The following is a 14,132-nucleotide window of genomic DNA, read 5'->3' as shown; positions in this document are numbered from 1 at the left end:
AGCCGTCCAGCGGCGAAACATCGATAGTCGCGGTCCATCGTCCCCCTCACTGGTCGCCTACTGGTGCGTCCGGCCGGGCGGACGCCGGACAGGGACCAGCCCATCGTGTGACGTCGAGTTGCCGCCGAATGGCGACCGGGATACGACCGCAGGCATGCGGAACCGAGCGGCTCGTGGCCTTTTTTCGGCAACACTGACATTCCTGCTGGTCGCCGGTGTGCAACCGGCCGCGCTGGCGGCGAGCGGAACTCAGGCCAACCCGCCGAGTTGGGCGCTCGACCGGATCGACCAGCGAACCGGCCTCGATCAGAAATACCGCTACGACTCGGACGGCTCCGGCGTCACTGTCTACGTGATCGACAGCGGCGTCGATGCCAAACACCCGGATCTGCAGGGCCGAGTCATGCCTGGCAAGGATTTCCTCACCGCCGGCTCGGACACGTCGGACACCAACGGCCACGGCACCCGGGTCGCGGGAATCGTTGCGGGACACAGCTACGGCGTCGCCAAAGGCGCGCAGATCTTCCCGGTCCGAGTGCTCGACAAGGCCGGCGGCGGCGCGACCGACACGATCATCGCCGGCTTGAACTGGGTCGCCCAGAACGCGCATCAGCCAGCGGTCGCGGTGCTGGGCATCGGCGGGGTGCCGAACGAGCAGCTCGACAACGCGGTCAAGGGCGTCGCCGCGGTGATGCCGATCGTGATCCCGGCGGGGGAGGGCAGCACCGACGCGAGCCAGACCTCGCCCGCCCGAGTGCCTGAAGCGCTCACCGTGGGAGCGACCGACGTCCAGGACCAGGTCGCGCCCTTCTCGAACTTCGGCACGTCGCTCGACCTGTACGCACCGGGCGTCGACATCCCCGCCCCGATCGCCGGCACCGCTGATGCCGGGACCTTGTCCGGCACCGCGATGGCGGCCGCGGTGACGGCCGGCGCGGTAGCCCTCTACCGGTCTGCGCACCCCGATGCCGCGCCCAATGCGGTCGGCGAAGCAATTGTGCAGGACGCAACGCAGAACGTGGTCAAGAATGCGCCCTCCGGAACTGCGAATCGGCTGTTGTGCACACTGCCTGCGGGAACGCCCTGACGGTTGCGGGACGACGGCTCGGCCAGCATCATGCATGCAGGTCGGCGTGCATGATGTCCATCACCTGGACTACGGCTCCCGCACCGCGGGACGAACCGGGTAACGTGCCTTCGATACCGATCCGAAAAGGGAAGGACCGGGCATGTTCCGCAAAGTGCTGGTGGCCAATCGCGGCGAAATCGCGATCCGGGCGTTCCGCGCAGGCTACGAACTGGGCGCGGGCACAGTGGCTGTGTTTCCGCACGAAGACCGCAACTCTCTGCACCGGCTGAAGGCCGACGAGGCCTACGAGATCGGCGAACCGGGTCATCCGGTCCGCGCGTACCTCTCGGTCGAGGAGATCGTCAAGGCCGCCAAGAAGGCGGGCGCGGACGCGGTCTATCCGGGCTATGGCTTCCTGTCGGAGAACCCCGACCTGGCCATGGCCTGCGAAGAAGCGGGGATCACCTTCGTCGGCCCGAGCGCCGACATCCTCGAACTGACCGGCAACAAGGCGCGCGCGGTCAAGGCAGCGCGCGAGGCCGGTGTGCCGGTGCTCGGTTCGTCGCAGCCGTCCAGCAATGTCGACGAACTGGTCGCGGCGGCCGACGAACTCGGTTTCCCCGTGTTCGTCAAGGCGGTCGCCGGCGGCGGCGGTCGCGGCATGCGGCGCGTCGAGGACCCGGCTTTGCTGCGCGAGTCGATCGAGGCCGCCGCGCGCGAGGCCGAATCCGCGTTCGGCGACCCGACCGTGTTCCTGGAGAAGGCCGTGGTCGAACCGCGGCACATCGAGGTCCAGATCCTCGCCGACGGCGAGGGCAACGTGATCCACCTCTTCGAGCGCGACTGTTCCGTGCAGCGTCGCCACCAGAAGGTCGTCGAGCTGGCCCCCGCGCCGAACCTCGACCCCGAACTGCGCGACCGCATCTGCGCCGACGCAGTGAAGTTCGCCCGGCAGATCGGCTACCGCAACGCGGGCACTGTCGAATTCCTGCTGGACCGCCAGGGCAAGCACGTGTTCATCGAAATGAACCCGCGCATCCAGGTCGAGCACACGGTCACCGAAGAGGTCACCGACGTCGACCTCGTGCAGTCCCAGCTGCGGATCGCCTCCGGGGAAACTCTCGACGACCTCGGCCTGTCGCAGGACAAGATCTACCTGCGCGGCGCCGCGCTCCAGTGCCGCATCACGACCGAGGACCCGGCCAACGGTTTCCGCCCGGACATCGGCATGATCAGCGCCTACCGTTCGCCGGGCGGTTCGGGCATCCGGCTCGACGGCGGGACCGCGTTCTCCGGCACCGAGATCAGCGCCCACTTCGACTCGCTGCTGGTGAAACTCACCTGCCGCGGCCGCGATTTCCGCACTGCGGTCGGCCGCGCCCGCCGCGCGGTCGCCGAGTTCCGTATCCGCGGAGTGGCGACGAACATCCCGTTCCTCCAGGCGGTGCTGGACGACCCGGACTTCCGCGAGGGCAACGTCACCACGTCGTTCATCGAGGAACGGCCGCATCTGCTGACCGCGCGCCACTCCGCCGACCGCGGCACGCGCCTGCTCACCTACCTCGCCGACCAGACGGTGAACCGGCCGAACGGCGAGCGTCCGCGCACTCCCGAGGCCGCGGCGAAGCTGCCGAAACTGCCCGCGGACCTCACTCCTCCGGACGGCTCCAAGCAGCGGCTGACCGAACTCGGCCCCGAGGGATTCGCGCGCTGGCTGCGGGAAACGCCGCAACTCGGCGTCACGGACACCACCTTCCGCGACGCACACCAGTCGCTCCTCGCGACGCGTGTTCGGACGAAGGATCTGCTCGCCGTCGCACCGGTTGTTGCCGCGACGGTGCCGCAACTGCTGTCCCTGGAGTGCTGGGGCGGCGCGACCTACGACGTCGCGCTGCGCTTCCTCGCCGAGGATCCGTGGGAACGGCTGGAGCGGCTCCGCAAAGCCGTGCCGAACATCTGTCTGCAGATGCTTCTGCGCGGTCGCAACACCGTGGGCTACACGCCTTATCCGACCGAGGTCACCACGGCTTTCGTCGAGGAGGCCACCGCGACCGGCATCGACATCTTCCGCATCTTCGACGCGCTCAACGACGTCGAGCAGATGCGGCCGGCCATCGAAGCCGTCCGTGCCACCGGCACCGCGGTCGCCGAGGTCGCGCTCTGCTACACCTCCGATCTGTCGGATCCGAACGAAAAGCTCTACACGCTCGACTACTACCTCAAGCTCGCCGAGCAGATCGTCGGAGCCGGGGCGCACGTCCTGGCGATCAAGGACATGGCCGGCCTGCTCCGCGCGCCGGCCGCGGCTCGGCTGGTGACCGCGCTGCGCAAGGAATTCGACCTTCCAGTGCACATCCACACGCACGACACCGCCGGCGGTCAGCTCGCCACCTACCTGGCTGCCATCCAGGCTGGCGCCGACGCTGTGGACGGTGCTGTGTCCTCGATGGCGGGCACCACGTCGCAGCCGTCGCTCGGTTCGATCGTCGCGGCGACCGACCACTCCGACCGCAGCACCGGCCTCGACCTGCACGCGATCGGCGACCTGGAGCCGTACTGGGAGAGCGTCCGCAAGATCTACGCCCCGTTCGAGGCTGGTCTCGCTTCGCCCACCGGTCGCGTCTACGACCACGAGATTCCCGGCGGTCAGCTCTCCAACCTGCGCACGCAGGCGATCGCGCTGGGCCTCGGCGACCGGTTCGAGGACATCGAGGCCATGTACGCCGCGGCGGACAAGATCCTCGGCCACCTCGTGAAGGTCACGCCTTCGTCCAAAGTGGTCGGCGATCTCGCACTGCACCTCGTCGGCGCAGGCGTTTCCCCGGCGGACTTCGAGGCGGAGCCGAACAAGTTCGACATCCCCGACTCGGTGATCGGGTTCCTGCGCGGCGAACTGGGCGACCCGCCCGGCGGCTGGCCGGAACCGTTCCGCACCAAGGCGCTCGAAGGCCGTTCGGCGGCCAAGCCGGTCGCCGAACTGTCCGAAGAGGACCACAAGGAACTCGCGGAGAACCGCCGCGGCGCGTTGAACCGGCTGCTGTTCCCCGGGCCTACCAAGGAATTCCTCGCGCACCGCGACGCATACGGCGACACCAGCGTGCTCCCGAGCAAGGACTTCTTCTACGGTCTGCGCCCGGGCGAGGAGTACTCGGTCGACCTCGAGCCCGGCGTCCGGCTGCTCATCGAGCTGGAAGCCATCGGCGAGGCCGACGAACGCGGCATGCGGACCGTCATGTCCACGCTCAACGGCCAGCTGCGGCCGATCCAGATCCGGGACCGTTCCATCGCCTCGGACATCCCGGCCACCGAAAAGGCCGAGAAGGGCAACCCGAAGCAGATCGCCGCGCCGTTCGCGGGCGTGGTGACGCTGCAGGTGGCCGAGGGCGACCAGGTGGCGGCGGGAGCGACCGTGGCGACGATCGAGGCCATGAAGATGGAAGCGTCGATCACCGCTTCGGCGGCGGGCAAAGTCGGTCGGCTGGCAATCACCTCCGTTCAGCAGGTCGAGGGCGGAGACCTTCTCATCGTGCTCGAATAACCCGCTCTCGCGCCACTTTTTGCCGCACGAGGGGTCCCTTCGCTCCAAAACGGAGCGAGGGGACCCCTCGCACCATTTACTGCTCGCCTTTTCCGGGGTGTTCGCGCTAGCGTCGATGCATGCTGATCAACGCGGTGCCGCAATGGCAGGGCGCGATCAGTCCCAGAGCCAAGGGGCTGGTCGAGGGCTGCCGCGCACTTTCCGAACTGGCCGGGCACGTGCTCGGCAAACCGGTGCACCACGTGCGCCAGGACGCAGCGACGTCCGACGTCGTGACCGGGATAGCCAACCGGGCCGTGCTCACGGGCACGAACCGGCAGCTGCAGCTCGCTGCGCTCGAAGCGCCGGAAGGCCCGGTGCTCACGATCGGCGGCGACTGCGGCGTTGAGCTGGTCCCGGTCGGCGTCGCGCGTTTCCGTTACGGCGCAACGCTTGGCGTCGCGTGGTTCGACGCGCACGCGGACTTGAACACGGCGGATTCCTCGCCGTCCGGCGCGTATCACGGCATGGTGCTGCGGTCGCTGCTCGGCGAGGGCGACAAGGATTTCGCCGCGAGCCCGGCGCTCGAACGAGGCCGGGCAGTGCTGTTCGGCACCCGTTCGCTCGATTCCGCGGAAGAGGAGGCCATTGCCGGCGGTCTCGCCGTGCGCTCCGACGATGTCGCCGGAGCGCTGAACGCCGCGGGAGCCGACCGCGTTTATCTGCATGTGGATTTGGACATTCTCGATCCCGAAGAGTTCCCCGGAGTGAATTATCCGGAGCCGGGCGGGATCACGATTGCCGAATTGGCCGAAGCGATCGACGGACTTTCCGGAATGGATGTCGTCGGTGCGGGCATCACGGAATGCATCGGCACGGAAGTCGCCGCGCTGGAACCCGTGCTGGCCGCGGTGGGGAGGGTGCTGATGGAGGGCTGAACCTCCGCATCGAGGCGGTGAGATCCGCGCCTCGTCCGGTGAGTGGACCACGGGAACGCACGGGCAAGAAGGAGGTGTGCCCGAGACCGTGCGGAAGACGGTTCACAGAACGGCGAAAACCGCGCCGGCCGGATGAGCAGCCCGGATTCACTGCGGCGGTGCGTCCAGGCTCGCCAACGCCACGCGCACGGCGTCGACGGCTTCGTCCGGCGCGACCCCGAGTTCCCGGCTGTGCCGGGCGTATTCGGCGGCCGCGTTGCGAAGCAGGGTGCCCGGATCCGGTCGTTCGGCCGGGCCGGTCACGACGGTTCCGCGTGCTCGTGCGGTGGTGACCCAGCCGGAGGCCTCAAGCTCGCGGTACACGCGGGCGACGGTCCCGGAGGCGAGCCCGAGATCCCTCGAAAGCTGACGGATCGGCGGCAGGCGGGCGTCCCTGGCAAGGGCGCCGGTCGTGATCGCGCGGACGATTTGGTCGTGCACCTGACGCCAGGGCGGAACCCCGCTTTCGGCGTCGACCACTACTCGCAGCGGCATCTACCGCGCTGCCGTGGTTGTCGTGCGCTGCTTCGGCGGCGGGCCGACGATCGCGAGGAACGCGGCCACGGTGAGCACGAACGCGAGGAACGTGGCGATGTCCCCGATCCTCCCGACGGTCCAGCCGAGTGTGGCAGCCGTTCCGGTGCCGAGCCCGAGAGCGACGCGGGCGCTGCGAACGCGCAGTGCCAGGTCGACCTCCGGGTCGCCGGCGGCCGGACGCCGCACAGCGAGGAGCACGATGATCCAGGACACCGCGGCCGCGCCGACGGTCACCGCGAGCGGGCCCCATTGCCGCAAAACGGCGAGATGCACGACGGCGGCGACGGTGGCCAGTCCGGAGACGATGACCGTCCACAACGGAGCGAAATCGAGCACGCCGCGCGGTGCGAGCATGGCTTCCCTGCGGGGTCCCCGCGTGGGTCGCTGCGCGAGGATTTCGGCGGCGAGGCTGCCGAGCAGCACCACGAACACCAGCGAGTTCGCGTTCCGTTCGCCGACGAGATCCGTCGCGCCCGGGATGAGCGGGAGGCCGAGGAACAGCCACGGATACCAGAATCGCCGACGGCGCAGGTAGCGCACGGCCACCGACACCTGGTCGGCGGCCGGGTTCCGCACGCCCCATTTCGCGAGCAGCCGAGCGCCTTGCTTCTCGCCTGGCCACAACGCGACGAGGATGATCAGGCCGAACAAGCCGGTGATGCCCGCGACGGCGAGTGCCGAGTCGAGTTGCATCGTGGACCCCTCCCTCTTGTATCAAGCACATGCTACAAGAGGGCTGTCGACTTTGCCGTGTGACGCTCTGTGGTCGTATTCGTTGCCCGCTGGGTCGCCGCTGAAGGCAGGCACTCTGGTTCGCCCGTTCGTACGCACGGCGTAGCGCGCCTGGTGGTGTGTTGTCGCGATGTGCCGCTCCGACCTCGTGAACTTGTCACGAACGTGACAAGAAATCGGTTTCTTCGGCGACTCGTGACACATTTGGCGTTGGTTTTTCGATGTGTCGGGTGTCACCCCTCAATGGGCGCGGGGGCTTCCGGCGGCGCTGCGGCGCCGCCGGGGAACCGGGGCGGAGCGAAGGAGCTGCGATGTCGGTGGAGCGGGGACTCGATCACGCTGTGCCGCCGGCTGCGCTGCCGCGCAAACTCGCCGAGATCCTGCGGCCCGAGCTGGCGAGCCTGTCCGCCGAGATCGTCGACGAAATCCGCGCGACGATTCCCGCCTACGCGCGCCCGCTCGACGGTCCGTACGGGAGATCGATCCGTGCGGGTGTCGAGTATGCGATCACGCTGTTCGTCGCGCAGATCGCTGACCCGCGGGCGTCGAAAGAGCAGTCGCACGAGGTGCACCATCGGCTCGGGCAGAACGAGATGCGGGAGGGGCGGAGCCTCGACACCTTGCAGTCGGCCTATCGCGTAGGCGCGCGTGTGTCGTGGCGCCGGATCATGCGCGTCGGACGGCGGGCTGGTCTTTCGTCGGCAGTGATGTCGCAGCTGGCTGATGCCATGTTGGCGTTTATGGACGAATTGGCGTCTGTCGCGCTGGATGGCTACTTGGAGGCGAAAGCCCGCACAGCTGGCGCATTGGACACTTGGCGGCGACGGCTGCTCGGCGTGTTGCTGGAAGTACCGGCCGCTCCGCCGAAGGCTATTGCGGAGCTGGCGCAGCTCACCGGTTGGGCTGTGCCGGAACAGGCGTCGCCGATTGCCGTCCATTCGCCGCTGAACGGCAGGGCTCGCCGGCACGCGACGCTGGACTCCGATGTCCTGGCGGAACTGGACTCCGCCGAACCGTGCATCGTCGTCCCTGGCGCGGTTAACGGTGCCCGGCTGGCGACACTTCAGGCAGCGCTCCCGAATTGCCAGCTGTCGGTTGGGCCGTGTGTTCCGTTGGCCAGCCTCGCCGATTCCCTGCGCTGGGCACGCCGGACGTTGGTTCTCGCCGATAGGGGGCGAATCCCCTCCGAGCGGGTCCTCCGCGCGGAGGAACACCTTGCAGCTCTGCTGGTGCATTCGGACGGTGCGCTGACGGAACTCCTTCGTGCTCGGCTGTTCGCTCCCTTGACGGACATGACCGACAAGCAACAGGATCGTTTGCTCGAAACGCTGCGCGCCTGGCTCGACAGTCAGGGGAACGTGGTCGAAATCGCTGAGCGTCTGCAGGTGCATCCGCAGACGGTGCGGTATCGCATGCGCCAGTTGCAGGCGACGTTCGGCGAGCTGCTGCGCGATCCGGCCGCGCGGTTCGAAATGGAACTGGTCCTGCGCGCGGCCGCGCCCGAGAACCTGCGGGCGGAACTGCTATGGCCACCACCGCTCAAGAGCGCGAGCGTGGTGCCGGCCAGTCGACGGCCCAGCTCGTACGAGGATGCGAAAAGCCGCCGCTGACCAGCGGGTCCCGGCTGTTGCCGAAAAATGGCGAAACGTCGGCGAGCGCCTTTCGACGCCGGGTTGACGTGCTTCGGGCCGGCCGCGGCTGAGTTGGCGTAATGCGGACTGGCTGCGGCTGAGTTGGCAGCAGTTGGTCGTGTCGATGGTTCGCCGACGGTGTGGTGGATAGCGATTGGTCAGGTCGGCGGAGGAGAGGGTGTCGCTGGTTTGGCGGTCCAGCGTCGAACCAGCGAGTGGCTGAACCGACGTTGTGCGAGGTGTTGTTTGGTGGCGGCGAGGATTTGCCGTTCCGCGGCCATAGCCCGTCAGATCATCGTGGCTGCGGCGCGGGGCTGGGGGCGGCGTTGGCTGAAGGCGGTGTTTGTCAGTTCGGCCGGGGAGACGGGGAGCCGGCTGTGGCGGGGTGGTTCGTTGTCGAGCCGGGGGTTGGCGGGGTTGTCTCTGTCCCGGTATTGAGTGTCCGTCCGGTGTTTGGCGCGGTGTTCGGTTTGGGGGTCGAGCCCGGCGGGGTCGGAGGTGGCGGGCACTGGGTGTGGTTCGGCTTGGTGCATTCGCCGAAGTTGACCGCGACGACCTTGGCCTGGTTGATGTTCGTCGTGGTGGAGGCCATGCCGGTCAACAGGGGGCTGAGCGGTTCGGTGACGCCGCAGTGGACGAACGGGGGCAACGTGAAACCGCGGTAGTCGGGGTCCGGCGCGTTCGGGTCGGTACCGACGGTGCCGCCTTGCAGTGCGTTGTACGGGCCGAAGAGGTTGAGGGAAATCGGCGAGGCGGAGACGCAGTCCGGGCCGAGGTCGAGGGGGACGCCATTGACCTCGGCGTTGCTCATCCTGGCCATGACCTTGACGTGAGTGGTCAGGATCGTCTCGCCGGGCGGTGCGCTGAGCTGCGCGTTGAGTTCGATCAGCTTGCCGTTGCGGTAGTCGACGGGGAGGAACTCGACCGTGGCGCTTACCGGCACGAAGCCGAAACCCAGGACGGTCGCCGTGACCGGCTTGAAGCCGACGGACCCGGTGATCGTGCTCGGATCGTGCTGGATGCCGTTGTCGTCCAGCACAATCGTCCAGACTCCGTTGAGCAGGCCGGTCGGTTTGCTGGTGACGGTCGCGCCCAGCCGGTAGATCGACGAACTGGCGACGATTTGCACCAGGTTCAGCGGCGTCACGATGGTGAACCCGCCGCTGTCCTGCGGGGCGGCTTCATCGCGCGGCGCGGCGGCCGGCGGAGTGGCCGGGTTGCCTGTGCTTGGTTTGGCGGGAGCTGGGGCGACGAGGATCGAGGCCAGCGCGGTCTTCTGGCCCGGGGCCAGAGTGCACCGGACTGGCGTAGCCTCGGAGGTGGCTTCGGTCGCCGGTTTTAGAGCGATGGTCGGGGCACCGACATCGAAGGTGACTTCGCCGGGGACGGTGATCGCCTGGTCCGGCAAGTCCGCGGTAGCGGTGAACTGGATGTCGCCGTTTTCTGGCAACGGCGTGGGAGCGATCGTGAACGGCGCGGGGATCGCGGTGCTTTTGTCGCCTTGATGTGCGGTCAGGCCCAGGGTCAAGCCGCCGCGGAGGCTGGTGGCGGGGGCCGGTGCCAGTTGGGTCGCGACGGCCCTGGGAAGCGTGAACGACGCGGTCAAGGAACGGAATTTGACCGCGGTGCCGACTGTCGCCGTCACGGGCAGGGTGGCGGTCGTCTTGAGAGTGATCCGCTGGGGGCCGGCGGGGGCGGCGAACGGGCAGTCGAGGGCGACGTCCGCGGACGCTTGTTGTTCGCCGGACGAGCGCGGGGCGGCCGGGGGCGTCGTGTCGGTCGCGGCGGAGCTGATGCCGGTGAGGCCGCCAGTTCCGATCGACAGGGCGGCGAGGATCGCCAGCGCGCTGAAGGTCGTGCGGCGGGCAGTCAGTCTGCGGAGTGCTGGCATTGAGACGCCCTCCTCGCCCGCGGGAAATCGTTCTCGGGCGAAGTTACCGGTGGGTTTACCAGGCGGGCAAGAGGGTTGGCCGCGAGGGCGTATTTCCCTTGGCGGAGCAGGGTTTTCTTATGCTCGCGGGCTAGTTCGGAGCGGTGTTTTCATCGGAATCTGACAAAGAACCCGCGCGCCCGCCGACGGCTGCGATTATCGCCGGAAAAGTGCGGAGAAAGGGGCTGCGATGGCGACCGGATACAGACGGTGGGGCAGGGCCGCGGCACTCGTTGCCGCGGTCGTCGCGCTCGGGACGGGCGAGGTGACTGCGGCTGCCGCGAGTGCGCCGCAGTTGACGGCGGCGAACGGTGTCTACGCGTGGGGGGTGACGAATGCGATTCTCCGGACGCCGACGACAGTCTCGTCCGGCGTCTCAGCGGTGTCGGCTGGGGGACTGGTCGCGCTGGCACTCAAGAACGGTGCCGTGATCGCCTGGGGGGACAACAACTTCGGCGAGACCGAGGTGCCCGCGGACCTCGCGTCCGGGACGAGTCAGATCGCCGCCGGCTGGACGCACGGGCTCGGCCTCAAGGGCGGCAAGGTGTACGCGTGGGGGAACGACTGGTACGGCCAGACCGATCTTCCGGCAACGGTGGCCAGCGGCGTGACGGCGATTTCCACCAGTTCGGTGCACAGCCTCGCATTGCTGCAGAATGGCCAGGTCGTGAGCTGGGGCAGCCGATCGGACGTGCCGGACTTCGCGCAGTCGGGCGTCACCGCGATTTCGGCGGGCGGGGACCACAACCTCGTGCTGAAGAATGGCGGCGTGCTCGCGTGGGGCAGCAACACGTACGGCCAGGCAACGGTTCCGGCGGCGGCGCAATCTGGGGTGACGGCGATTTCGACCGGGTTCGAGCACAGTCTCGCGCTCAAAAACGGCGGCGTGCTCGCATGGGGGCGCGACAACGTCGGCCAGACTGACGTGCCGTCGGCGGCGACGAGCGGGGTGGTCGCGATCGACGCGGGATGGAACCACAATTTCGCGTTCAAGGCGGACGGGTCTGTCGTCGGCTGGGGCAACAACACCTACGGCCAGGCGACCGTGCCCCGGCCGCCGATCTGCGGGCCGGTCGTCAGCGGGTCGGCGGGCGACGAGTTCAGCCTGGTGGTGACGGATCGTTCAATTCCCTGCCACTGAACCGACGGCGGAGGGACGGCCGTTCGCCGCCCCTCCGCCGGGATGGGTCAGGAAATGGTGCCCGACGGGCTGAAGCTGGTGCCCGACGGAGCGGTGCACTGCATGGTCCAAGGGGTCCAGCTGCCGTCCGACGCCTTGTGGAACTCGAGTTGTGCGGAGAGCCCGGTGTCGAGGCCGAACGTCACCGTGCCGGGGCTGGCGGGCGCGGTGTAGGTCGGGATCGACGACGTCGACGTCTGCGCGATGTTCACCGTGATCGGGCCGCCTGCCGGGTAAATCTGCTCCGGGATCTGCAGGCCGGAGGCGTCCGACGGGGAGAGCGAGCCGTTGTCGACGGTGATCGGGACGTCGGCGGTGCCGCGGATTCCGTCGTATCCCGCGGCGGTGAGCAGCGCGTGGACCAGCGAGGTGATGGTCGCGGTGCCGGAAACGTTGGTCGGCGTGGTGGTTCCGTTGACAGGGATCGTGTCCGGGCCGTTGAACTGCGCGGTGACCGCCACGTTCTGGGCCGGGATGGCCGGGAACGTGCAGCTGTACGTCGCGGGGCCGGCCTGGTAGGTCGCGGTGGCGGCCGAGGCCGTGCCCGCGGTCAGGACCGCGATCGCGCCTACGGCGACGCCGGTCATCACGCCTGTGGACAGTCTGCTGAGCCGGGGCATACCATTCTCCTTAGATCGGATTGCAGTTTTCGCGGCGATCCTGCGCAGTGGGGACGGAGGTTTCCGCGGATTCCGTTCCGGGACATTCGCCGGGAACGGGGATCGGCTCGGTAGGGAATCCCGGCCGCGAGCCCAAGGTTACCCGTGAGTTCAGTCGGCAACAACCCTGGTCCGCGCCTGTTTCGCGGGTTGGCAACTGGACCGATTCTTTTGTCAGCGGCAGCGTAAACAGTATCGTCGTTTCGTTGAGGGATGACAATTCCGGGAAGGTCGGGTATGCGAAAACGGAGTGCCGGAACAGTTTCCGGCACTCCGTTTTCGTGTTGTTGATCAGTTCTTGGAGGTGAGAGTCAGGGAGATCGTGTTGTCCGGGCCGGACACCAGTGCGCCCAGTGCGAGATCGGCGATGAAGCAGTTCTTGAAGTCTGGAATGGTGTAGTTTCCGGTAAGCGTGATCGGCTTGGTGATGTCGACGTTCGCCGCGGCCAGGGTCAGGTCGATCGGTTTGACGGTCGTGCAGCTGCCGGGCACCGTCGGCACCGGGAAGACCGGCACGATCGGGCCTGCCCAGATGTCGCTGATCTCCATGTTCGCGGTCTCGTGGGTGGTGAGGGTGCCGTTCGCGAGGGTGCCGGTGGCGGGCGCGGTCGGGGTGACGGTGACCGTCGCCTTGATCTTGAAACCGCCCGCGAGCAGTGAAATGTGCGCGGTGGACGGCGGCAATTGCAGATTGGCGTTGAGGCCCACGGCTCCGGTTTGGTCGTCGACGAGGAGATTTCCGGCGAGACTTCCGGGGCCGAGGTCGAGCGTGCTGCCGGTCTTCTTGACGACCGTGCTTCCGGTCACCGAGTAAGAGATCGGAATGGGTATTTCGGTCGCCGACGCGGGAACGGCGGAGGCGAGGCTGACCGCGGTCGCGGCGGCCGCTGCGAGCACGCCGATTCGGGCGATCCGGGAAATGGGCATGACGGTACTCCTTCGGCGGTGAGGAAACAGAATTTCATCGGGGCGAGAGGTCGGTGATGCACCAGTTTCCGTCAATTCGCTGAGCGGTGACGGACAGTTGTGCGGCGGCTGTCTCCGGAGTGGCGGAATTCCCTCTCGTGGCGGACTGGTCCAGGAAAACGAGCAACTGCGCGTGGTCATTCGCGAGTTGCTGCACGGAGGCAGCGGAGACGCGAGAGGTGAGGGTCAGGCGTTGGTTCGGGGCCATGGTGCGGACCTGGGCGAAGAGCTTTTCGTAGGAATCGCGGGCGTGGCCGCGAAGCAGGGTGGCTGCGGCGTTCTCGGTGACGTCGGTTTTGTCGTAGGTGTAGGAGAAGATCTTGTTGAGGGCGAGGCTGACGGCGGAGGTGACTTCGGCGGTGGCGGGTTGATCGGTGAGCGCGTGGTTGGAGGCGGCGTCGGACGCGGAGGTGGAGCGAGCTTCGACGGTGCACCAGACGCCGGCTGCGGTGAGGAGTGCGGTCAAGGACAGGAGGAGTGCGGGGAGACGGCGGGTGTTGGCCGGGGTGGAGGGGGCGGGATCTGTGGGAGGTGGGGAGTCGGCGGGATCTGAGGGAGGCGGGGAGTCGGCGGGAGGTCGGGAGTCGGCGGGGCCTGCGGGAGGCGGGGAGGGAGTTGGCTCGGCGTCGAGCGGGTCGGGAGCGGAGGGTTGGGCAGCTTGGGGTTCGGCGGCCGGGGGTTGGGCGGTTTCGGGTTCGGAGACGGGAGGTTGGGTGGGCTCGATGGCGGCGGGTGGTTGATCTGGACGGGAGGTTGTTGCGGACAGGTGGGGAGTTGAGGCGGACGGTGGGGGAGTTGAGTCGGTGGGGTGCGGGGTGGTTTCTGCGGTGATGGGAGGGCGAGTGGCTGCGTTGGCCGGATGGGCGGCTGTGTTGGCTGACTGAGTGGCTGCGTTGGCCGGATGGGCGGCTGCGTTGGCTGGCTGGGCGGCTGT

At 68.0% G+C, this 14,132-nt stretch carries 11 protein-coding genes; 5 read left to right on the top strand and 6 right to left on the bottom strand.

All coding sequences use genetic code 11. The features are described from left to right. The first annotated feature begins 154 nt into the window (after positions 1-154). The 3 genes from ACZ7OI_RS27120 (at position 155) to ACZ7OI_RS27110 (ending at position 5,524) form a co-directional block, all read left to right on the top strand. The gene (locus tag ACZ7OI_RS27120) at positions 155-1,087 is read left to right on the top strand and encodes a S8 family peptidase (RefSeq protein WP_470266974.1); all 933 of its coding nucleotides are present in this window, start codon (positions 155-157) and stop codon (positions 1,085-1,087) included. 142 nt (positions 1,088-1,229) lie between these two features. Continuing rightward, entirely contained in the window at positions 1,230-4,607 is a 3,378-nt protein-coding gene (locus ACZ7OI_RS27115; protein ID WP_470266973.1) for a pyruvate carboxylase, read from the top strand. 119 nt (positions 4,608-4,726) lie between these two features. Next, positions 4,727-5,524, top strand: a complete 798-nt coding sequence (locus ACZ7OI_RS27110; RefSeq protein WP_470266972.1) for an arginase family protein — start codon at positions 4,727-4,729, stop codon at positions 5,522-5,524. Between the two features lie 147 nt (positions 5,525-5,671). Here ACZ7OI_RS27110 and ACZ7OI_RS27105 read toward each other — a convergent pair whose 3' ends face one another. Together ACZ7OI_RS27105 and ACZ7OI_RS27100 are read right to left on the bottom strand one after the other, a co-directional pair. Further along, positions 5,672-6,058: a GntR family transcriptional regulator gene (locus ACZ7OI_RS27105; protein ID WP_470266971.1), complete on the bottom strand. Its 387-nt coding sequence runs from the start codon at positions 6,056-6,058 to the stop codon at positions 5,672-5,674. Next, positions 6,059-6,793, bottom strand: a complete 735-nt coding sequence (locus ACZ7OI_RS27100; RefSeq protein WP_470266970.1) for a hypothetical protein — start codon at positions 6,791-6,793, stop codon at positions 6,059-6,061. A gap of 350 nt (positions 6,794-7,143) precedes the next feature. Here ACZ7OI_RS27100 and ACZ7OI_RS27095 point away from each other — a divergent pair, with 350 nt between their 5' ends. Next, positions 7,144-8,442, top strand: coding sequence for a PucR family transcriptional regulator (locus ACZ7OI_RS27095; protein WP_470266969.1), 1,299 nt, complete (start codon positions 7,144-7,146; stop codon positions 8,440-8,442). Positions 8,443-8,809: 367 nt separating this feature from the next. Here the strand turns inward: ACZ7OI_RS27095 and ACZ7OI_RS27090 are convergent, their stop codons facing one another. Then, the gene (locus ACZ7OI_RS27090) at positions 8,810-10,354 is read right to left on the bottom strand and encodes a DUF6801 domain-containing protein (RefSeq protein WP_470266968.1); all 1,545 of its coding nucleotides are present in this window, start codon (positions 10,352-10,354) and stop codon (positions 8,810-8,812) included. Positions 10,355-10,583: 229 nt separating this feature from the next. Between ACZ7OI_RS27090 and ACZ7OI_RS27085 the strand changes: the two genes are divergently transcribed. Then, positions 10,584-11,534, top strand: coding sequence for an RCC1 domain-containing protein (locus ACZ7OI_RS27085; protein ID WP_470266967.1), 951 nt, complete (start codon positions 10,584-10,586; stop codon positions 11,532-11,534). Between the two features lie 47 nt (positions 11,535-11,581). Here the strand turns inward: ACZ7OI_RS27085 and ACZ7OI_RS27080 are convergent, their stop codons facing one another. The 3 genes from ACZ7OI_RS27080 to ACZ7OI_RS27070 form a co-directional block, all read right to left on the bottom strand. Continuing rightward, positions 11,582-12,193: a DUF6801 domain-containing protein gene (locus ACZ7OI_RS27080; RefSeq protein WP_470266966.1), complete on the bottom strand. Its 612-nt coding sequence runs from the start codon at positions 12,191-12,193 to the stop codon at positions 11,582-11,584. A 330-nt stretch (positions 12,194-12,523) separates the two neighbouring features. Beyond that, positions 12,524-13,159, bottom strand: coding sequence for a hypothetical protein (locus ACZ7OI_RS27075; RefSeq protein ID WP_470266965.1), 636 nt, complete (start codon positions 13,157-13,159; stop codon positions 12,524-12,526). Positions 13,160-13,193: 34 nt separating this feature from the next. Beyond that, on the bottom strand, positions 13,194-13,664 hold the full coding sequence (locus ACZ7OI_RS27070) for a hypothetical protein (protein ID WP_470266964.1): 471 nt from the start codon (positions 13,662-13,664) through the stop codon (positions 13,194-13,196). Between the last annotated feature and the right edge of the window lie 468 nt (positions 13,665-14,132).

The sequence above is a fragment of the Amycolatopsis sp. NPDC114503 genome (assembly GCF_055633655.1).
This window is presented reverse-complemented; position numbering and strand designations above follow the sequence as displayed.